This window comes from Leminorella grimontii ATCC 33999 = DSM 5078, assembly GCF_000439085.1.
Taxonomy (GTDB): Bacteria; Pseudomonadota; Gammaproteobacteria; order Enterobacterales; family Enterobacteriaceae; genus Leminorella; species Leminorella grimontii.
Window position 1 is genome coordinate 395,436 of the sequence record NZ_AUUA01000003.1, and the last position, 21,023, is coordinate 416,458.

Consider the following 21,023-nt stretch of genomic DNA (forward strand, 5'->3'; position numbering starts at 1 on the left):
ACGTTCGTTATTCAAAAAGAAGAAAGGCCCGACGGCCTAAGCCAGCCCGAGCGCACGCTTAACCGGCGCAAAGCTTTTACGGTGATGTTCGGTCGCGCCGTGCTCCGCCAGCTTTTCCAGATGGAGCGCCGTCGGGTATCCCTTATGCTGGGCAAAGCCGTATTGGGGAAACAGGGCGTCCAGATCGGCCATTTCGGCATCGCGCGCTACTTTGGCTATGATAGAGGCGGCGCTGATTTCTGCAACCCGGCTGTCGCCCTTAACCACTGCCTGCGACCTCATAGGGAGCGTCGGGCAGCGGTTGCCGTCAATCAGAACCCACTCCGGTTGCACGGTAAGCCCGGCTACCGCCCGCTGCATGGCGAGCATCGTGGCGTGCAGAATGTTCAGGCGGTCGATCTCATCCGGCTCGGCGCGCCCCAGGCACCAGCACAGCGCCTTCTGTTTAATTTCTTCGCACAGCGCCAGCCGCCTTTTCTCGCTCAGCGCCTTTGAGTCCGCCAGCCCGACGATCGGCCTGGCAGGATCTAAAATAACTGCGGCAGTTACCACTGCACCGACCAGCGGGCCGCGCCCGACTTCATCTACGCCGGCAATCAGCGAAGCCTGTGGGTATACAAAAGGCGGAAAAGTCATCTTTGCCATTGCGCTGTCCCTGTTATTGTCTGCCGGCTAATTCCAGCACCGCCTCGGCGGCCTGAACGTCCGCATCGCAGCGGATGCTTTGGTGCAGCTCGGTGAAGGTTTCCCTCAGCGCTTTGACGTTTTCGTTTTGTTTATCCAAAAGCGGCATCAGGGCGTCATAAAGCTTTTGCGGCGTACATTCTTCCTGCAGCAGCTCCTTGACCAGCTCGCGGCCGGCCAGCAGGTTGGGCAGAGAAACGTACGGCGTCTTAATCAGGCGCTTGGCCAGCCAAAAGGTAAAGGGCTTCATGCGGTAGCCGACCACCATCGGGCACTTGGCCAGCATGCACTCAAGCGCCGCCGTACCCGACGCCAAGAGGGCAGCGTCGCTGGCTATCATCGCATCGCGCGCCTGACCGTCCAGCAGCCGCACGGACAGATCGGGGGCGACAGTGGCTTTAATCTGTTCAAACTGTTGGCGACGCTTGGCGTTGACCAGCGGCACCAGAATTTCAAGGTCGGGGTAGCGTTCGCGCAGCAGGCGAGCGGTTTGCAAAAAGTCCGCGCTCAGCATCTCCACTTCCGCATGTCGACTGCCCGGCAGCAGCGCCAGGCAGTGAACGTCGGACGCAATGCCCAGTCGTTGGCGCGCAGCTTCTACGTCGGCATCCAGCGGCATGGCGTCCGCCATGGTGTGACCGATAAAGCGGCAGGGAACGTTAAAGCGATCGTAGAACGCCTTTTCAAAAGGAAGGAACGCCAGCACCAGGTTGGTCGAGCGACCGATTTTGAAAACGCGGTTTTGACGCCACGCCCAAACGGAGGGGCTGACGTAGTGAATAGTCTTAATGCCGCTTTGCTTTAGCTTGCCTTCGAGAGTGATGTTGAAATCCGGCGCGTCGATGCCGACGAACACGTCCGGCTTCAGTTCACTAAAGCGCTGAACCAGCGTTTGACGGATTTTCAGCAGCCTGGGCAGGCGCTCCAGCACCTCCACCACGCCCATTACCGCCAGCTCTTCCATTTCAAACCAGGCTTCGCAGCCTTCGGCCTGCATCAAAGGCCCGGCGACGCCGACAAAGCGCGCGTCGGGCACCCGCTCTTTAAGCGCACGGATAAGCCCGGCGCCAAGAATATCGCCGGAGGTTTCCCCGGCGACCAGGCCAATTGTCAGAGGACGATTCGACATTGTTTATCGAATGATGCCGCGGGTTGAGCGTTCAAAGAAGTCCGCAAACGGCTGCACGGCGGGCTGTTCCTTCGCCAGCGCTTCGATTTCAGGCTTGGCTTCATCCAGCGTCTTTCCGCTGCGGTAAAGCAGCTTGTACGCCTGACGAATAGCCTGTATCGCGGGCTTGTCAAAGCCGCGGCGCTTAAGGCCTTCAATATTGACGCCAAAAGGCGTCGCGTGGTTGCCCTGGGCTATCAGATATGGAGGAACGTCCTGAGCAACGCCGGAGCAGCCGCCAACCATTACGTGGGCGCCGATGATGCAGAACTGATGCACCGCCGTCATGCCGCCGATAATGGCAAAGTCGTCTACTTCAACGTGGCCCGCCAGCGTCGCGTTGTTGGCGAAAATACAGCGGTTACCGATCTGACAGTCGTGCGCGATGTGCGCATTGATCATCAGCAGGTTATCGTTGCCAATGCGAGTGACGCCACCGCCCTGAACCGTACCCCGATGGATAGTCACGCTCTCGCGGATCCGGTTGCGATCGCCAATCTCTACGCGAGTCGGTTCGCCTGCGTATTTCAGATCCTGGTTCACCTCGCCGACGGAAGCAAACTGGTAGATTTGGTTATCGGCGCCGATTTTCGTCACGCCGTTCACCACGACGTGAGATTTGAGAACGGTTCCAGGCCCGATTTCAACGTCAGCGCCTACCCAGCAGAAAGGGCCGATGTGCGCGCCTGCGCCGATAACGGCACCCTCTTCAACAATCGCAGTAGGATGAATAAAGGCGGTGTTATCAATCACGGTATTAAGCCTCCCGGCGTCGTGCACACATCATGTCGGCTTCGCAGGCGATTTCGCCGTCAACCTTGGCGACACCGCGGAAGCGCGCTACGCCACGACGCTCTTTAATAAATTCAACTTCAAGGATCAGCTGGTCTCCCGGCTGTACCGGGCGCTTGAATCGGGCGTTGTCAACGGCGGCGAAGTAGTAAAGTTCACCGGGTTCCAGGCGGCCAAGGCTCTTAAACGCCAGAATGCCGGTGGCCTGCGCCATGGCTTCCAGAATCAACACGCCAGGGAAAATCGGCTTGCCCGGGAAATGTCCCTGAAAAAAAGGCTCGTTGACAGAAACGTTCTTCACCGCCTTCAGGAACTTGCCCTTGTCGAAATCCAATACGCGGTCGACCAGCAAAAACGGGTAGCGGTGGGGTAATAAACTCAGGATCTCTTCGATATCCAGAGTGTGATTGTCAGTAGTCAAAATACTCTTCCTGTCTTCTAAACTGAACTGATAGTATCAACGACGCGGCCTGCTTTTCATCCGATAGGCAGGCCGCAAACAAAAAAATAAAATTGATGGCTCAATAATTGTTTATTTTACATATACCTTGATGCGCTAGGTCGTTATACGCATATCGGCACCAGCCTATTTCCCATCAACCTTACGCTCAACGGCCTTCAGCCGTTTACTCATCTCATTTATATTCAGCACCAGAGCGGCGGTCTTTCTCCACTCCTTGTTGGTCTGAAGCGGAATGCCTGAAGAATAAATTCCCGGCTCGGTGATAGGACGCATCACCATGCCCATTCCCGTTACGACGGCCTTATCGCAGATTTCCATATGGCCGTTGATAACGCTGGCGCCGCCGATTTGACAGTAGCGACCCACTTTCAGGCTTCCGGCCATAATGACGCCGCCGGCAACCGCCGTATTGTCGCCAATAATGACGTTGTGCGCAATCTGGCACTGGTTATCAATGATAACGCCATTGCCAATCTGCGTGTCGTCCAGCGCGCCGCGGTCAATCGTGGTGCAGGCGCCGATCTCTACGCGATCGCCAATGCGAACCGTACCCAGCTGAGGGATTTTCACCCACTCGCCGCGCTCGTTGGCATAACCAAAGCCGTCAGCGCCAATGACCGTGCCGGATTGGACCAGGCAGTTTTCGCCCATCACAACCTCATGGTAAATCGTCACGTTGGCCCACAGGCGGGTGCCTGCGCCCAGGCGCGCGTTTTTACCAATGAAACACCCTGCGCCGATAATAGCGTTATCGCCAAGCTCTACGCCCGATTCAATCACCGCGTTAGCGCCGATAGAAACGTTTTGGCCAAGCTTCGCGCTCGGGTCGATGACGGCAGAAGGCGCAATGTCTTTGGCTGGCATTGGCGTCGTATCAAGCAGCTGGGCCATGCGGGCATAGCTCAGATACGGATTTTTAACGACCAGCGCCGCCAGGTGCGAACAGAACGGTAGATTCTCTTCGGCCACCACCACCGCGCTGGCGCGGCAGTTTAACAGCTGCTCCTGATAGCGCGAATTGGATAAAAAGGTAATCTGCCCTTCTTTCGCAGAACTCATTGAGGCAACGCCGGAGATGACGATATCGCCATCTCCGTGCAGTTGTGCACCCAAATGTTCGGCTAAATCAGCTAAACGAATGGACTGCATCACTTATTTTACCTGTGCAAGCACTTTCTCAGTGATATCGTTTTCCGCATTGCTGTAGAAAGCAGCGTCAGATTTAACGACGACGGCATAGCCTTCTTTATCGGCAACGGTCTTCACTGCGGCCTGGACTTTAGCGACCAGCTTGTTCATCTCTTCAGATTCGCGACGACGGCTGTCCTGAGTGAAGGCAGCAGCCTTCTGTTGGAATGCCTTGATGTCGTTTTCAATCTTGGTACGCTCAGCGGCCTTCATGGAAGCGCCCTTAGTCTGGAGCTTCTTCACGTTGTCCTGCGCGGTCTTCTCTTCTTTTTGCAGATCGGCAGCGCGGGACTTAAACTCGCCTTCAAGCTTCTTGGCGATGGCTTCACGCTCAGGCATCTTTTGCAGAACCTGCATGACGTCAACGACGGCGACTTTATCGGCCGCCTGGGCAACGCCAGAAGCAACCATAGCTAAACCTAGACCTGCAGCACATAACCACTTTTTCAATTTGAACTCCTTAACTCATAATTGCCTTGGGCCTAGACCCATTGTTTACTACCGGGCTCAGCATCATTACCACGTAGTGCCGATGTTGAACTGGAACTGCTCTGACTTATCGCCGTCATACTTATCCAACGGATTCGCGTAGGAGAAGACCAGCGGCCCCAGCGGAGACATCCACTGAAGCGCCACGCCGGCGGAAGTACGTATATTGCTTGGGTCGCTGTAGTCTGGAACGCCGTTAGCCTTGGTGGCCGCCGTATCCTTCCAGTTAGTATCCCACACCGTACCGGCGTCGAAGAAAATCGAGGTTCGCAGCGAGTTAGCGTACTTGTCGTCAACCAGCGGCGTCGGGAAAATCAGCTCAACGCTGGCAACGCCCATGGCGTTACCGCCGACGGCGTCGTCACTGTGGTCTAAAGAACATCCCGCCAGCGTATTCGGCGTCGAGCAGTTTCTCAGATAAACCGCCTTAGGACCGATGTTGTTCGACTGGAAGCCGCGCACCGTACCGGAACCACCCGCATAGAAGTTGTCGTAGAACGGCATCTCTTTACCGCCCAGACCGTCGCCGTAGCCGGCGCGCAGGCGACCTAACATCACCCACTTGTCTTTGCTGTCGATCGGATAGTAAGAGGCGCTGTCAAACGTCAACTTGTAGTACTCGTTGTCAGATCCTGGGATCGTCACCTTGCCGTTCAGGCCGGCGCGAGAACCCGACGTCGGGAAGTAGCCGCGGTTCAGGCTGTTGTAGTTCCAGCCTGCGGACAGGAAGAAGTCGTAGGCCTTGTAGTCGGCCTTCTCGTTCAGCGCCGGTTTTTCTCCGACCGACTCAAGATAGCGCCACATGGCGAGCTGCGGCTGCATTTCGGACAGGTCGTTGCTGACGAAGTCCAGACCGAAGCGCAGCGCGTTGTTTTCGTTGATCGGGAAGCCCAGCGTCGTTCCTACGCCGAAGCTGTCCTTGCTATAGTCGGACAGGTCCGCATCGTCTGCGCTGAACTGATCGAAGAAGACTCTGCCGCCGAGGCTCACGCCGTCAACGGTGAAATAGGGTTCGGTAACGGACAGTTCTACGTAGGTCCGGTAGTCGTTTTTGGTACCGTTGATACCGACGCTCTTACCCGTACCCATCCAGTTTTCCTGCTGCAGGCCAACCTGGAAGCTCACGCCGCTTTCGGTACCGAAGCCAACGCCGAAGTTAAAGGTACCGGTGTTGCGCTCTTTCACCTTATAAACAACGTCAACCTGGTCAGGGGATCCCGGCACGCGTTCGGTTTCTACGTCGACGGTTTCAAAGTAGCCGAGGCGGTTCAAGCGCTCTTTGCCCTGCTCAACCAGATCGTTGCCAAGCCAGGCCCCTTCCATCTGGCGCATTTCGCGGCGCAGTACGGAGTCTTTACTGACGTCGTTGCCTTCAAAGCGAATGCGGCGCACGTAGAAGCGGTTGCCGGCGTCCACGCTGATGTGCAGCTTCACGGTGCGGTCTGCGTCGTTGATTTCAGGCTGCGTCGCCACGCGCGGATAGGCGTAGCCGTAGCGGCCCAGCAGCTTTTTAATGCTGTCTTCGACCTGCGTCACCTTGCTGCCGTTGTACAGTTCGCCCGGCTCAACCTTGGCGAGGTCTTCAATCGCCGCGCCGTGACCGGCCAGGTTGCCTCTCACCTCAACGCCGGAAAGCTTGTACTGCTGCCCTTCGGTGATGTTGATAGTGATGTAGATGCTTTTCTTGTCCGGCGTCAGGCTGACGTTGGTAGAGTCGATGTTGAAGCGGGCATAGCCGCGATCCAGATAGAAGCTGCGAAGCGCTTCAAGGTCGCCGGACAGCTTTTGCTTCTGGTAGTTGCGATCGCCCACCACGTTCCACCACGGCACCTGATCGCGCAGTTGGAAGCGGCTGACCAGCTCTTCGTTGGAAAACGCGTGGTTGCCGACGATATTGATCTGTTGAATAGAGGCGGATTCACCTTCGGAGAACACCAGCTTCAGGTCGACGCGGTTGCGCGGCAGCGGCGTGACGATAGCCTTTACCGACGCGTTGTATTTACCGACGCTGTAGTAGAAGTCTTCCAGCCCTTTCTCCATGGAGCTCAGGGTGGTTCTGTCCAGCGCTTCACCGACGCGAACGCCGGAGGCTTCCAGATTCTCCTTCAGCGCGTCGTCTTTCACCGCCTTGTTGCCGGAGAAAGTCACGCTGGCGATAGTCGGGCGTTCCTTAACCTGAACAATCAGCGCGTTGCCGTCTCGCAGCACCCTGACGTCTTCGAAGTTACCGGAAGCAAACAGCGCCCGGATGGTATTACCGATATCCGCATCGCTGACCGTGTCGCCTACGCGAACGGGCATGTTCAACAGCGCAGCGCCCGTGGCTACGCGCTGTAATCCTTCAAAACGAATGTCCTGTACGACAAACGAATCGGCACCGTATGCGGTGGCGCTGCCAAACAGCAGCGAGGCTAAAAGCAACTTTTTCATCGCCATCGTTATTATCTGTTCATCCTAACCAAATTCTCTAGCCGTAAAAGCGCGAGAAGTCATTGAAAAGCGCAAGTCCCATCAACAGTACCAATAAGATTGCCCCAACCCGATAACTATAGTCCTGAACTTGCTCAGACACCGGTTTACCCGTTACCTTTTCTACCGCCAGAAAGGCCAAATGGCCACCGTCCAACACCGGCAGAGGGAACAGGTTAATTATGCCTAAGTTTACGCTAATTATCGCTAAAAACATCAGATAATAAACCAGTCCATAGCTGGCGGCTACGCCAGCTCCCTGAGCAATTGATATCGGGCCGCTCAGGTTTTTCAACTTCACGTCGCCCGTTATCAGTTTTACTATCATTTTGGCAGTGAGCTTGGTCAGCTGCCAGGTTTCGCTTGCTGCCTGATAAACCGCTGAAAATACGTTGTATTGGCGGGTTATTTGATACTCTTCCGGCAGCGGTATGACTTTAGGTGAAATACCGGCAAACCCGATTTTCGAACCATCATCAAGCGTCTTGACGTCCGGCGTCATCACGATCGTCTGGTTTTCGCCGGCGCGAGAAACGACCAACTCAATAGGTTGGCCGGGGCTGCTCTGCCACAGCTTAACGAAGTCCTGCCATTGGCCGACGTCTTTCCCGTTAACCTTCAACAGCCGATCGCCCTGCTTCAGCCCTGCCCTCTGCGCCGCTGAATCCGGCTGGACGACGTCCAGCACCGGCTCAACCTGTGGCATTTTAGGCATAAAGCCCAGCGTTTGTATCGGACTCTCCTTCTCCGGATCGAACGCCCAGTTGGAAATATCCAGCGTCTTTTTCTGCTCAACCGAAGACCCAAACGGGGCCACGGTCACCTCAATCTGCTTATCGCCAATCTGTCCTAAAAGCGCCATACGAACGGCGCTCCAATCAGGCGTTTCGATACCCGCAACGGACTTTAGTTCCATGCCGGCGGAAATATTCGCTTTTGCAGCAATAGATTGGGGAGTAATGTCGCCGATAACCGGGCGCAGCGTCGGCACGCCGATAATGAAAACTAGCCAGTAGGCAAAAACGGCAAACAGGAAGTTAGCCAAAGGGCCTGCCGCGATAATCGCCGCACGCTGCCCGACGGTTTTATTGTTAAACGCCTGTGAGCGAAGGTGTGGCTCAACCTCTTCCGCACGCTCGTCAAGCATTTTGACATAGCCGCCGAGAGGAATGGCGGCGATAACGAATTCGGTGCCTTTCTTATCGGTTCTGCGCCACAGCGCTTTGCCAAAACCGATAGAAAAACGAATAACTTTGACTCCACAGCGGCGCGCCACCCAAAAATGGCCAAACTCATGCACCGTGACTAGAAGCCCCAGCGCAATGATAAAGACCACTATGGTGTGAATTGTACTCATCAGCCCGCCTTAGAAAATAAGAAAAATCAGACAGGCAAATACCGGAATAGCCGCCGTCAAACTGTCAATTCGGTCAAGCACGCCGCCGTGGCCAGGAATAAGCTGGCTGCTGTCCTTTATGCCCGATTCGCGCTTAAACATGCTTTCCGTTAAATCGCCCAGCACCGATGCTAACACAGCCAATACCGAACAGATGAGAAGCGTATTTAAAGAAATATGTAAAGGTACGAAAAGACTAAACAGCCAGGCGATAAGCGCAGAGGTTACCAGCCCGCCGATAAGCCCCTCAAGGGTTTTACCGGGCGAGACCTTAGGCGCCAGCTTATGCTTGCCGAACAGGCGTCCAAACGCATAGGCGCCGGAATCCGCGCCCCAGACCAGCACCATCACGTACAGCAGCCACCACGCGCCGGTATAGGCGTTTTCCTGCAGGCCGTGCTGGCGAAGCGCAATCATGCCGAAAAAGAACGGAACGATCGTCAACACGCCAAACATCAGGCGCAGCAACGGAGATTTCTGCCAAAAGCGCGCCGATGACGGATAGCTAAGCACCATAAGCAGCGCCAACGCCCACCATCCTAACGAGGCCAGCAGAAACGCATCGACGACGGGATTCGCTAACGGCGGCATGCCGGAGGCGTAAACCGGCCAGTAGAGCGCCCCAAGGCCGATGCCGCAAAGCACGGCCAAAGGAATGCGAAAAGCGGCGGTTTTAAAACCGAGAAACTGTCCCCACTCCCAGGCGGCCAGCATGCATACCGCAATAATAACGATAGCAAAGGGCAGCGGCGGCAGCATAAACAGCGCGGCAATAACCAACGGAATAAGAATCAGCGCAGTAATGATGCGTGACTTCAGCACGAGTGCCTCCTAGATTTCCTTACAACTCGCGGGTTCAGTCCCACCAAAACGACGCTCACGCTGTGCAAACGCATTAAGCGCACCTTCAAAAACAAGTTCATCAAAGTCGGGCCAAAGCACTTCGGTAAAGTACAGTTCCGCATAGGCGATTTGCCACAGCAGGAAGTTGCTTATCCGATGCTCTCCCCCGGTTCTTATCACTAAATCGACCGGCGCCAGATCGCGAAGGTTCACGTACTGGCCAATCGCCTGCTCGCTGATGTCTTCCGGCTTCAGCTCACCTTCGGCGACCTTTCTGGCCAGCGTCTGGCACGCCTGAGTGATGTCCCAACGTCCGCCGTAGTTAGCGGCGATGTTCAGCGTCAGACCGGTATTGTTTTCCGTCAACGCCTGCGCCTTGTGGATCTTGGCGCGCAGGCGATCGCTAAAGCGCGTAATGTCGCCAATCACCCGCAGGCGCACGTTATGCTTGTGCAGACTTGGCGCTTCTTTATCCAACGCGCGCCCAAACAGCTCCATCAGCGCGGACACTTCCTGCGCGGGGCGGTTCCAGTTCTCGCTGCTGAAAGCATAGAGCGTCAGAGCCTGAATGCCCCGGCTTACGGCAAAACTGACGGCCCGACGCACCGCTTTAGCCCCTTCCTGGTGGCCGAAAACGCGCAGTTTCCCTAATTGCTTAGCCCAACGGCCGTTGCCATCCATAATAATAGCAACGTGGCGCGGAACAGAGGCTTGATTGTTATCGTTCTGCTGTTTAACGGGCGACATAACCAGTTAGCATTCCTAAATAATTAATAGAACAACAGCAAAAAACTACCGTTCTTCTTACGCAAAAAAGCCGTGAACACCGCACGGCTCGTGAAACCAGTTCAAGCACGCTTTCTCTTTTCCAGATCCGAAGAGCTGATAGCTTGGACAGTTATCATGGCGCAAACTATACCATTTCACCCTGATACGAACAAATCTGCCGTGATTAACCGCACAGCGATGAAATGACATCATCAGCTCGTTCCCGGGCCCAGGCGTCAATAAACAAGACCTCGTCGACGCTCTGAGGTTCCCTGTGGCATAGGGAATCCAGCGTCAAATGATTCACTTTTGCGATATCGGTGAAGGCGATCCGCTGCTGCAAAAACGCCTCCACGCTGCGCTCGTTCGCGGCGTTTAGCGCGGTCGTCGCCGCCTGCCCTGCGAGGCTGGCGTCCATCGCCAGCTTCAGGCACGGGTAGCGCGCAAAGTCGGGCTGCTCAAACGTTAACGCCCCAAGGCGACAAAAATCAAGGTGCTGCGCGCCGGAAGAAATGCGTTCCGGGTAGGCCATTGCGTGCGCAATCGGCGTTTTCATATCCGGCGAACCGAGCTGCGCGAGAATGCTGCCATCCTGATAGCGCACCATCGAATGGATCACCGACTGGGGGTGCAGCAGCACCTCCATCTGCTCAACGGATGCATTGAACAGCCAGCGGGCCTCTATATACTCCAGCCCTTTATTCATCATGGTTGCTGAATCTACGGAGATTTTTCTTCCCATCGACCAGTTGGGGTGGGCGCAGGCCTGATCCGGAGACATTGACGCCAACTGCTCTATCGGCGTCGTTCTGAAAGGGCCTCCGGACCCGGTAAGAATAATGCTGACTACGCCGTTGTCCTTCAGCGACGCGCAGCCTAAAGCGTGCTGCACCGCAGGCGGCATGCTTTGGAAAATCGCGTTGTGCTCGCTGTCGATCGGCAACAGCTGGGCGCCATACTGCGTGACGGCATCCATAAACAGCCGACCGCAGGTCACCAGCGACTCTTTATTAGCCAACAGAACCTGCTTGCCGGCCCGGATGGCCGCAAGCGTAGGCAAAAGCCCCGCTGCGCCGACGATAGCCGCCATAACCTGAGAGACTTCCGGCGCCGACGACAGTTCGCAGGCGGCATTATGCCCGCTCAGCACTTCGGTTGAGAGCCCCTCCTCCTTCAGGCGCGCCCGAAGCGTAGAGGCCGAACGCTCGTCGGCCATGGCGGCGTATTGAGGGCGAAACTCGCGGCACTGCGCCAGCATCGCGTCCACATTACGTCCGGCGACCAGCGCATAAACGCAAAACCGTTCGGGATTCTCTCTGATCACCGCCAGCGTGCTGTGCCCGATAGACCCCGTCGAACCAAGTATCGTTATTTTTTTCATCAGGTTATTACTACTATTCACGACATTTCTCACAGAGCGCGTCTGTAAAAAGAATGGCACATTTAAGATTTATGACAAACCATCTTAATTAGCTACAGCGGATATTCCGGCCGAAAATACAACTTACTCATATTGCCATCGTGCTCGGCCGGAAGGGCGCTTGTATTAACTTTGGGAGTACGGCGGGCCTAGCCCTCCTAGGGACCGTTATGAAGCCCTTCGGGCTTCCCCCATCAGTGCCAGCGCAAGCGCTGTTCAAACCGGCTTTGCCGGTTTGTCGTTGGCTTACGCCAAGTCGACCCCTACGGACAACGCCTTTAGGCGTTGAACAACACGAAGTGTTGGCCCGTAGGGCGAGCGACGCGAGTAGCCCTCTCCCGCCGTTTAACTCCGTAAGTTTTATTCAAGACCTTTACCAACGGTCTCACATTTTACGCTTTTCTTACACCGGAATCACGATACCCCAGAAAACTCCCGGTCACCCGTATTTTCAACGAGTTAAAAAAGAAAAACCCGGCCGTAGGTCAAACGCCACCACCGGGTTTTCTTTATTAGCCAGAAGCGAAATCAGAACGCCATCAGTTCGGCTTCTTTCTCCGCCAGCGACTCATCAATCTTCTTGATGTAACCGTCGGTCAGCTTCTGGATTTCATCCTGCGCTTTGCGCTCTTCGTCTTCGCCGATTTCTTTATCTTTCAGCAGCGCCTTGATCTTGTCGTTCGCGTCGCGGCGAACGTTGCGTACGGAAACGCGGCCCTGTTCGGCTTCGTTGCGTACGACTTTGGTCAGATCCTTACGGCGCTCTTCCGTCAGCGGCGGCAGCGGAACGCGGATGGTCGTACCGGCGGAAGACGGGTTGAGGCCCAGATCGGAAGCCATGATCGCTTTTTCTACTGCCGGAGACAGACTGCGGTCAAATACGGTAATAGCCAAAGTGCGGGAATCTTCCGTCACCACGTTCGCCAGCTGGCGAAGCGGAGTCGCAGAACCGTAGTATTCAACCATAATACCGTCCAGCAGGCTCGGATGAGCGCGGCCGGTGCGCACCTTGCTGATGTGCGTTTTGAACATGTCTACGCACTTTTCCATGCGCTCTTTTGCATCTTTTTTAATTTCGTTAATCACGTTGCCAACCTTTCAATGTGAATAATAGTGGGAACCGCGCTTAATGCAGGGTCCGTAAAATTATGCGCATACGCGTCGAGGCGATTATGATGTGGCCTGCGCGCAGATTAGGGTTCCTTCCGGCTCGCCCATGACCACGCGACGCAGCGCGCCGGGCTTGTTCATGTTGAACACGCGGATAGGGAGACCGTGATCGCGCGCCAACGTAAAGGCCGCGAGGTCCATCACCTTCAATTCACGCTCTAAAACGTCCTGATAGTTCAGGGTTTCATACAGCGTCGCATCCGGATTTTTTACCGGATCGTCAGAGAAAACGCCATCAACTTTTGTCGCTTTCAGCACAACGTCGGCTTCGATTTCGATGCCGCGCAGACAAGCGGCGGAGTCCGTCGTAAAGAACGGGTTGCCGGTGCCGGCGGAGAAAATCACTACGCGACCGTGGCGCAGCAGGCTGATAGCTTCGGCCCAACTGTAGTCGTCGCAGACGCCGTTTAGCGGAATCGCAGACATCAGGCGGGCGTTCACATAGGCACGATGAAGCGCATCGCGCATGGCCAGGCCGTTCATTACGGTCGCCAGCATCCCCATGTGGTCGCCCACTACGCGGTTCATGCCGGCCTTAGCCAGCCCCGCGCCGCGAAACAGGTTACCGCCGCCAATCACAACGCCGACCTGGACGCCCAACTCAATCAATTCCTTAATCTCTTGAGCCATGCGGTCAAGGACGCTGGCGTCAATACCGAAACCTTCAGAGCCCTGTAGGGCCTCGCCGCTGAGTTTAAGCAGGATTCTTTGATATGCGGGTTTTGCGTTGGTTGCCATGGTTTGATTTCCTAAGTCGGCAGAGAGTTGTCGTCGGTTTATATCCTAACTACTTAAAAAAACGGACCGATACGACTATCGATCCGTTTTTTCATCAAGAGAAGATTACTTAGCCATCGCAGCAACTTCTGCCGCAAAGTCTACTTCTACTTTCTCGATGCCTTCACCCACTTCAAAGCGGATGAACTGAGCTACGCCAGCCTTGCGCTCTTTGAGCAGGTCGCCGACGGTTTTGCTCGGCTCCATAACGAAAGCCTGACCGGTCAGAGAGATCTCGCCGGTGAACTTACGCATACGGCCTTCAACCATCTTCTCGGCGATTTCGCGCGGCTTGCCGGACTGCATCGCGATATCGATTTGGATTTCGTGCTCGCGGGCAACGACTTCAGCCGGAACGTCGTCCGGAGAGACGAACTCGGGCTTGCTTGCAGCGATGTGCATTGCGATGTGCTTAACCAGCTCATCGTCAGCTGCGCCGGTTGCAGCAACCAGAACGCCGATGCGAGCGCCGTGCATGTATGCGCCCAGCTTTTCGCCTTCCAGGAAGACGACGCGACGGATATTGATGTTTTCACCAATCTTCGCCACCAGCGCGGTGCGGGTTTCTTCAAACTTGGCTTTCAGCGCTTCAACATCGGTGATGTTTTCAGCCAGCGCAGCGTCGATAGCGCCGTTTGCAAAGGCCAGGAAGCCAGCGTCTTTAGCAACGAAGTCGGTTTCACAGTTAGCTTCCAGAATCACGCCGCGCTTACCGTCGGCTGCGATTTTGGTCAGGATAACGCCTTCAGCAGCCACGCGACCGGCTTTCTTAGCCGCTTTCGCCTGACCAGACTTACGCATGTTGTCGATAGCCAGCTCGATGTCGCCGTTAGCTTCAACCAGCGCTTTTTTACATTCCATCATACCGGCGCCGGTACGGTCGCGAAGTTCTTTTACTAGAGCTGCAGTAATTTCAGCCATTCTCTTTAATCCTCGGTTATTCTTTGTCGGACGTTTTGTAATAAACAAGTTATCTACAAGCAAATAGGGGGCCTATTCAGGCCCCCTAACCAACATAATTAATACCTGGTTAATAAGGGCTCTCTACGGAGCACGCCTTATTACTCCGCTTCGATGAAGCTTTCTTCTACGGCCTGAACGCCCTGAGCTGAACGAGCTTCACGAACGGTTTCTGCAACAGCGCCAAGGTACAGCTGTACTGCGCGGATAGCATCGTCGTTACCAGGGATAACGAAGTCAACGCCGTCCGGATCGGAGTTGGTATCAACTACCGCAAATACCGGGATACCCAGGTTGTTTGCTTCTTTGATAGCGATGTGCTCGTGGTCGGCGTCGATGACGAAAATCGCATCAGGCAGGCCGCCCATCTCTTTGATACCACCCAGGCTGTTCTCCAGCTTGTCCATTTCGCGAGTACGCATCAGCGCCTCTTTCTTGGTTAGCTTGTCGAACGTACCGTCCTGTGCCTGAACTTCTAATTCTTTTAAACGCTTGATTGACTGACGAACGGTTTTCCAGTTAGTCAGCATGCCACCTAACCAACGGTGGTTAACGTAGAATTGGTTGCAGCTTTTAGCGGCTTCTTTTACTGGCTCACACGCTGCGCGCTTGGTACCAACAAACAGGATCTTGCCCTTGTGGGAAGCGATCTTGTTTAACTCAGCCAAAGCTTCGTTGAACATCGGTACGGTTTTTTCAAGGTTGATGATATGCACTTTGTTACGAGCACCGAAGATGAACGGCTTCATTTTCGGGTTCCAGTAACGGGTCTGGTGACCAAAGTGTACGCCAGCCTTGAGCATGTCGCGCATAGATACAGTTGCCATTATTACCTCTATAGTAAAGTTTGGGGTTATGCCTCCACGCATCCCATAACGCCGACCCTGGAGCGAATAACGCTTCAAGGCACCCCGCCGCATGTGCCGATACGTGTGTGTTATAACGTTAAGTAAAAGTGAATGAAAATACCGTACTGCATTTCATAAAAAACAAGACGGATTTCCGGCGCGCTTTATACCATAAAAGCACCACTAAACGCCACTACTTATTCTTAGGCTGTGTCCCGCAATTGTCCGTGGTGGCTCGGCTTCCCCAAAAGGTCGTTATCAAGGCAGAGCGCGCAGAGCATAGTGGGCCTATGCTCAAGTGCGACAACGCAGAGAACGACCTTTTGGCACGCGTCCCGAAGGGCTGGGGTCCTTTTTACGCAGCGCTGCGTTACTCGCGGCTTATTTGGGCCCACCAAACCTCGCCCCTCGCGCCTTGCTCTGCGTAAAAATGACCTCCAGCGCCATCCGCGTACAATTGCGGGACACAGCCTGATGCACGTTGGCGGGCGAATAGCGGAAAAACGCCCCGCGGCACGCCCTGTGTTCACGCCGCGGTCGTTAACGAAAGTTTAGCACTCCCGCAGGATTTCCCCATCCTGATAAACCCAGCGACCGTTGACCATGGTTCTCACCACTTTGCCGGTCATGTGCATGCCGCTGAACGGGCAGGACTTTCCGCGCGTCAGCAGCGCGTCGGGGTCGACAACCCATTTGGCCTTCGGGTCGATAAGCACCAGATCCGCCAGGCCGCCGACGCTTAAGTGTCCCCTGTCTTTCCAGTCAAACGCCGCCGCCGGGCCTGACGTCATCTTGGCGATAAGATCCTGCACGCTCCACTGCCCGGTCTCGACAAAACGGCTGTGCAGTACGCTGAACGCCGTCTCAAAGCCGGCAAAGCCGCAGGGCGCCTCGTTAAACTCACAGTCCTTTTCTTCGTACGCGTGGGGCGCATGGTCGGTGGCGATGGCGTCCAGCGTGCCGTCCTTCAGCCCTTCCAGCAGCGCTTCGATGTGCTCGTTGGTGCGAAGCGGCGGATTGACCTTAAACGCCGAGTCGAACGATTCGATGCTCTTGTCCACCAGGCACAGGTGGTGCGGCGTCACTTCGGCGGTCACCTTGATGCCCTTGGCCTTGGCGGCGCGAATCAGCTCTACCGCGCCTTTACTGCTGACGTGAGCGATGTGGATGTGGCCGCCGGTCATTTCCGCCAGCATCAGCTCGCGGGAGACGGCAATATTTTCCGCCTCGGCCGGGCGCCCTTTCAGGCCCAGCTTGGCCGATACGCAGCCTTCGTGCATAACGCCGTCCGCTACCAGGCAGCAGTCTTCCGAGTGGGAAATTACCGGCAGGTCGAACATGCTGGCGTACTCCAGCGCGGCGCGCATCAGGCGGCCGTCGTCCACGTAGTAGCCGTCGTCGGAGAGCGCCCGCACGCCGGCCTGCGCCATGTCGCCAATCTCGGCCAGCTCTTTGCCTTCCAGCCCCTTAGTCACTGCGCCGGTAATCTCGACCCGCACCAGCGCGTCGCGGCGAATTTTATTTTTCATGCCCTCGACGATAATGGCCTGATCAATAACCGGACGCGTATTGGCCATGGTCAAAATCGTGGTATAGCCGCCGGCGGCAGCTGACGCCGTACCGGTCAACAGGTCTTCTTTCGCCTCCTGACCGGGCTCGCGTAGGTGGCAGTGGATGTCAATAAACCCTGGGCTTACGATAAGCCCCGCAGCATTGATAAGCTCGTCTCCCGCCTCGGGCTTTAACCCCTTGCCGACCTGCGCAACGGCGCCGTTCACAACGCGAACGTCAAACGCGCCGTCCAAACCGTTTGCCGGATCGATCAGGTGACCGTTTTGAATTAACCACTGTGACATTACGCGCATTCCTCATCGGCTAAAGTTAAAGACAGTACCGCCATTCTGACCGCCACCCCGTTATTGACCTGCTCTTCAATGGCGGAAAAGCGGCCGTAGGCGACGTCGGGCGAGATTTCCAACCCGCGGTTCATCGGGCCAGGGTGCATCACCAGAACGTTCTTTTTTGCAAGCTTCAGGCGTTCGTCGTTGATGCCGAAGATGCGGGCGTATTCGCGAGGCGTAGGGAACAGCCCCCGCTTCTGGCGCTCAAGCTGAATGCGCAACACGTTCACTACGTCGGCGTCGGCAATGGCGTCCTCAACCCGATGGTGGATAGTCACCCCCATATCGACCATCTCTTTGGGAATAAGCGTCTTCGGGCCGCCGAGGTGCACTTCCGCCCCCATTTTCAATAATCCCCAGACGTTGGAACGAGCCACCCGGCTGTGCAGAATGTCGCCGATGATAGCCACCTTTTTGCCCGCAATCTCGCCGTGATGCTGGCGAATAGTCAGCAGGTCCAGCAGCCCCTGCGTTGGGTGTTCGTGGGCGCCGTCTCCGGCATTAATCACCACCGCCTTCACGTAGCGGGTCGCATACTGCGCTGCGCCTTCGGCGCTGTGGCGCATTACGATGGCGTCTATGCCCATCGCCTGTACCGTCAACAGCGTATCGCGCAGGCTCTCTCCCTTAGCCACGCTCGACGTCGACGCTGCGATGTTAATGACGTCCGCTCCCAAGTATTTCCCCGCCAGCTCGAAGGATGAACGGGTGCGGGTGCTGTTTTCAAAGAAGACGTTAACGATTGCTTTTCCGCGCAAAACGGAAAGTTTCTTGTTTTTTTGACGGCCCACCATTTTTTTCATTTCTTCCGCGGTGGTCAGCACGCGTTCGATGTCGGCGGGCGACATGTGTTCCAACCCCAGTATATGTTGGCCTCGCATTCTTTTTTCTGCTCCCCTGTTGTTGAAGTCCAGACGAAAAAAAACCCCTAATCAACGGCCCGTAGGCATATGATTAGGGGTTGGTATCAACCGCTTTGTCTATGTGTATCTTCATCCGTCGTCTTAACCTTTTCTTTTTCGTTAAGTGGCGTTTGTATACGTTTTTAGGTTAAGCCCTCAAGGGCATTATAACCTGCGCACAAACCTTCTTAATTTACCAGAAAAAACGCTTTCGTCAATCTTATTTGTGGCAAAAGGTCGACATTTTTACAATGCAAGCGGTCGATAAATTTGAAGCGTTCCCGGCAATAAATTTGGCTCTCTTTCGCAGGGCTGATACCATAGCGGGATCTTGTATTGATAATCGTTGTCAATACCCCTTGAAGTATGACGGGTATATTCGCGGCGATTCAACATGGACTCTGCTTTATGGCTATATCAATAAAAACTCCCGAAGACATCGCAAAAATGCGCGTAGCCGGCCGCCTGGCCGCCGAAGTGCTGGAAATGATCGAGCCTTTTGTAAAGCCCGGCGTCACAACCGGCGAGCTGGACAGAATTTGCCACGACTACATCACCAATACGCAGCAGGCGATTTCCGCCTGTCTGGGATATCACGGCTTTCCCAAGTCGGTTTGTATCTCCATCAACGAGGTGGTTTGTCACGGCATCCCCAGCGATGACAAAAAGCTAAAGGACGGCGATATCGTCAACATCGACGTGACCGTCATTAAGGACGGCTTCCACGGCGACACGTCCAAAATGTATACCGTCGGCCAACCGACCATCCTGGGCGATCGCCTGTGCAAAGTAACGCAGGAAAGCCTCTATCTGGCGCTGAGGATGGTGAAGCCAGGCATTCGCCTGCGCACGCTGGGCAAGGCGATTCAAAAATATGTTGAGTCACAGGGCTTTTCGGTCGTTCGCGAATACTGCGGCCACGGCATCGGCGAAGGCTTCCACGAAGAGCCGCAGGTGCTGCACTATGACGCAGACGACGGCGGCGTGGTGCTGCAAAAGGGCATGACCTTCACCATCGAGCCGATGGTCAACGCCGGCGACTACCACATCCGCACCATGAAGGACGGCTGGACGGTAAAAACCAAAGATCGCAGCCTCTCCGCGCAGTATGAACACATGATCGCCGTTACCGACGACGGCTGTGAAATCCTCACCCTGCGCAAAGACGACACCATTGAGGCGATTCTGACGCCCGCCGAGTAATTCTCGCTACGCGCCGGAAGCTTAGGCTTCCGGCGTCTTTTCTTTATTTATCCTGCGACGGTAGATTTCATAAGCGGCCAACCCTGCCAGCACGACGATTGCGCCTCCATACAGCGCCCACTCCACTCGCTCAAATTCCCCCATATAAACGCCCGGCGCCATAATGGCGCTAACGTTGGAAAGAATAATCGCCCCAACAACTGCGCCACTGACTAAAAACGCCGACAGGCGATTTTTGGGTATGATGGAGCCACTCTCGAAATGAGGCTTCGTTTTAAATAAATAGAACGCGACGGCCAGAAGGATGCAGGGCAAGGCCATAGAAACCTGAGTCAGCGTATCAATCAGATAGTGATGCTGCTCTCGCGATGCGTTCATCACGACTAACACCAACAGGCACTGTACCCACATCGCTTTCGCCGATACTCCCGCCGTGTTTGTTGACTTAGAGGTTTCCTGAACGCCCCTCATCAACAGCCTCAGAGGCGCATGAATCAAGATTGATAACGCCGCCGTCGCGGCCAGAAACAGGAGAAGCCCTGAAATACGCAGCAATCCGTCACCTATGGCCGCAGCGGTGTCGGAGGATAGATGCAGGACCTTAGCCCATGAGACGCCCAGATCTTTCGTTAACTCAAAAATACTCGCAACCCAATATCTGTCGGCTATGGGCTGGGTGTTCCATATCAATACGCTTGCTGCGTAACCGGCAACAATCGCAACGACCGCCAGCGTCAGCTTTTTCTTAAACCTGTTGCCCACGTTTTTAGCACTATTGGCTAATCCGCCCGCCGCGCTAATACAGCAATAGGCAAAAACAATCTGCGCCACCAGCTGAGCGGAGAGTTCTTTTTTACGCTCTGCGTCAAGCCTGGAACTCAGCTCAAAGGGAAAATAGCTTGCCTGAACGGTTGGAGCGTCAATCGCCGGGGCATTGGCTAAAAAAAATGAAGGCAAACAGGCTAACAGCAGCATCAATATAAAACCAATGAGCGCCGCTGCGCCTACCGTGATAATGACCGATAAACGGCTGTGCCATTTAATGGCGATAGCGGTCGCCATCGCCGCAACAATAGTCGTTAAACTGCCTCGCAGCCAGGTATCGAACTGGTATAGCGAAGAGGGATCGCCACCGCAAATAAAGAACGACAGATCGTACACCACGTAAGAAACGTAGTTCCCCATTACGATGATGCAGGATAAATACCAGACGAATAAGCCGACAAACGCCAGCCTGGCCCCGAGATAGCGACTCATCCAAGCGTAAATTCCGCCGCCTTGGCGGCGAAGATCTACGCCTATTTCAGTCATTATCAGTACCAATGGAATAAAGAATACCAGCGCAAAAATCATATATAGCGGCACTGCGCCATATCCCACGGCGCGAACGGCCAATGAACTCTGGGAAAAGTCAAAAGACAGCAAAAGGGCGATCAAGACAAGCGGCGCGGCGCCTGCTCTATTGTTTATCAACACGATAACTTAATCTATTCAGATGAAATAATTGCCAGTGTAATTAATCAAGGCTGGCGGTAACAAGAAAAATATCGGCAAAGGCCGCCAGTCTCCCTAATACGTTTCT

General features: G+C 55.1%; 19 protein-coding genes. 1 reads left to right on the plus strand and 18 read right to left on the minus strand.

The genetic code is table 11. The features are described 5' to 3' along the window. Window positions 1-36: 36 nt before the first annotated feature. The 17 genes from rnhB to G544_RS0108800 form a co-directional block, all read right to left on the minus strand. Window positions 37-636 (minus strand): ribonuclease HII, encoded by a 600-nt coding sequence (rnhB, locus tag G544_RS0108720; protein ID WP_036023716.1) that lies wholly within the window; start codon window positions 634-636, stop codon window positions 37-39. A gap of 22 nt (window positions 637-658) precedes the next feature. After that, entirely contained in the window at window positions 659-1,813 is a 1,155-nt protein-coding gene (lpxB, locus tag G544_RS0108725; protein WP_027274245.1) for a lipid-A-disaccharide synthase, read from the minus strand. A gap of 3 nt (window positions 1,814-1,816) precedes the next feature. Beyond that, on the minus strand, window positions 1,817-2,605 hold the full coding sequence (lpxA, locus tag G544_RS0108730) for an acyl-ACP--UDP-N-acetylglucosamine O-acyltransferase (RefSeq protein ID WP_027274246.1): 789 nt from the start codon (window positions 2,603-2,605) through the stop codon (window positions 1,817-1,819). Between the two features lie 4 nt (window positions 2,606-2,609). Further along, window positions 2,610-3,065 carry a 3-hydroxyacyl-ACP dehydratase FabZ gene (gene fabZ / locus G544_RS0108735; RefSeq protein ID WP_027274247.1) on the minus strand — a complete coding sequence of 152 codons (456 nt, stop codon included), beginning with the start codon at window positions 3,063-3,065 and terminating at the stop codon, window positions 2,610-2,612. 165 nt (window positions 3,066-3,230) lie between these two features. Then, window positions 3,231-4,256 carry a UDP-3-O-(3-hydroxymyristoyl)glucosamine N-acyltransferase gene (lpxD, locus tag G544_RS0108740; protein ID WP_027274248.1) on the minus strand — a complete coding sequence of 342 codons (1,026 nt, stop codon included), beginning with the start codon at window positions 4,254-4,256 and terminating at the stop codon, window positions 3,231-3,233. 3 nt (window positions 4,257-4,259) lie between these two features. After that, a complete protein-coding gene (locus tag G544_RS0108745) occupies window positions 4,260-4,745 on the minus strand; it encodes an OmpH family outer membrane protein (protein ID WP_027274249.1) in 486 nt (161 codons plus the stop codon). A gap of 66 nt (window positions 4,746-4,811) precedes the next feature. Then, window positions 4,812-7,220, minus strand: a complete 2,409-nt coding sequence (gene bamA, locus G544_RS0108750) for an outer membrane protein assembly factor BamA (protein WP_027274250.1) — start codon at window positions 7,218-7,220, stop codon at window positions 4,812-4,814. A gap of 31 nt (window positions 7,221-7,251) precedes the next feature. After that, window positions 7,252-8,613: a sigma E protease regulator RseP gene (rseP, locus tag G544_RS0108755; RefSeq protein ID WP_027274251.1), complete on the minus strand. Its 1,362-nt coding sequence runs from the start codon at window positions 8,611-8,613 to the stop codon at window positions 7,252-7,254. A gap of 6 nt (window positions 8,614-8,619) precedes the next feature. Further along, entirely contained in the window at window positions 8,620-9,471 is an 852-nt protein-coding gene (gene cdsA / locus G544_RS0108760) for a phosphatidate cytidylyltransferase (protein ID WP_027274252.1), read from the minus strand. A 9-nt stretch (window positions 9,472-9,480) separates the two neighbouring features. After that, entirely contained in the window at window positions 9,481-10,239 is a 759-nt protein-coding gene (ispU, locus tag G544_RS0108765) for a (2E,6E)-farnesyl-diphosphate-specific ditrans,polycis-undecaprenyl-diphosphate synthase (protein ID WP_027274253.1), read from the minus strand. A 205-nt stretch (window positions 10,240-10,444) separates the two neighbouring features. Beyond that, window positions 10,445-11,641, minus strand: a complete 1,197-nt coding sequence (gene ispC / locus G544_RS0108770; protein WP_027274254.1) for a 1-deoxy-D-xylulose-5-phosphate reductoisomerase — start codon at window positions 11,639-11,641, stop codon at window positions 10,445-10,447. Between the two features lie 567 nt (window positions 11,642-12,208). Next, on the minus strand, window positions 12,209-12,766 hold the full coding sequence (gene frr / locus G544_RS0108775; RefSeq protein ID WP_027274255.1) for a ribosome recycling factor: 558 nt from the start codon (window positions 12,764-12,766) through the stop codon (window positions 12,209-12,211). 84 nt (window positions 12,767-12,850) lie between these two features. Continuing rightward, entirely contained in the window at window positions 12,851-13,588 is a 738-nt protein-coding gene (gene pyrH / locus G544_RS0108780) for a UMP kinase (protein WP_027274256.1), read from the minus strand. Window positions 13,589-13,693: 105 nt separating this feature from the next. Next, the gene (gene tsf, locus G544_RS0108785; protein ID WP_027274257.1) at window positions 13,694-14,548 is read right to left on the minus strand and encodes a translation elongation factor Ts; all 855 of its coding nucleotides are present in this window, start codon (window positions 14,546-14,548) and stop codon (window positions 13,694-13,696) included. A 140-nt stretch (window positions 14,549-14,688) separates the two neighbouring features. Continuing rightward, complete coding sequence (gene rpsB, locus G544_RS0108790) at window positions 14,689-15,414, minus strand: 30S ribosomal protein S2 (RefSeq protein ID WP_027274258.1); 726 nt, start codon at window positions 15,412-15,414, stop codon at window positions 14,689-14,691. A gap of 572 nt (window positions 15,415-15,986) precedes the next feature. Continuing rightward, the gene (locus G544_RS0108795; protein ID WP_036023631.1) at window positions 15,987-17,291 is read right to left on the minus strand and encodes a dihydroorotase; all 1,305 of its coding nucleotides are present in this window, start codon (window positions 17,289-17,291) and stop codon (window positions 15,987-15,989) included. After that, entirely contained in the window at window positions 17,291-18,217 is a 927-nt protein-coding gene (locus G544_RS0108800; protein WP_027274260.1) for an aspartate carbamoyltransferase catalytic subunit, read from the minus strand. The genes G544_RS0108795 and G544_RS0108800 overlap by 1 nt, the downstream gene beginning before the upstream one ends. A gap of 429 nt (window positions 18,218-18,646) precedes the next feature. Here G544_RS0108800 and map point away from each other — a divergent pair, with 429 nt between their 5' ends. Continuing rightward, window positions 18,647-19,441, plus strand: a complete 795-nt coding sequence (map, locus tag G544_RS0108805; protein ID WP_027274261.1) for a type I methionyl aminopeptidase — start codon at window positions 18,647-18,649, stop codon at window positions 19,439-19,441. Between the two features lie 21 nt (window positions 19,442-19,462). Here map and G544_RS0108810 read toward each other — a convergent pair whose 3' ends face one another. After that, on the minus strand, window positions 19,463-20,752 hold the full coding sequence (locus tag G544_RS0108810; protein ID WP_161624115.1) for an APC family permease: 1,290 nt from the start codon (window positions 20,750-20,752) through the stop codon (window positions 19,463-19,465). Between the last annotated feature and the right edge of the window lie 271 nt (window positions 20,753-21,023).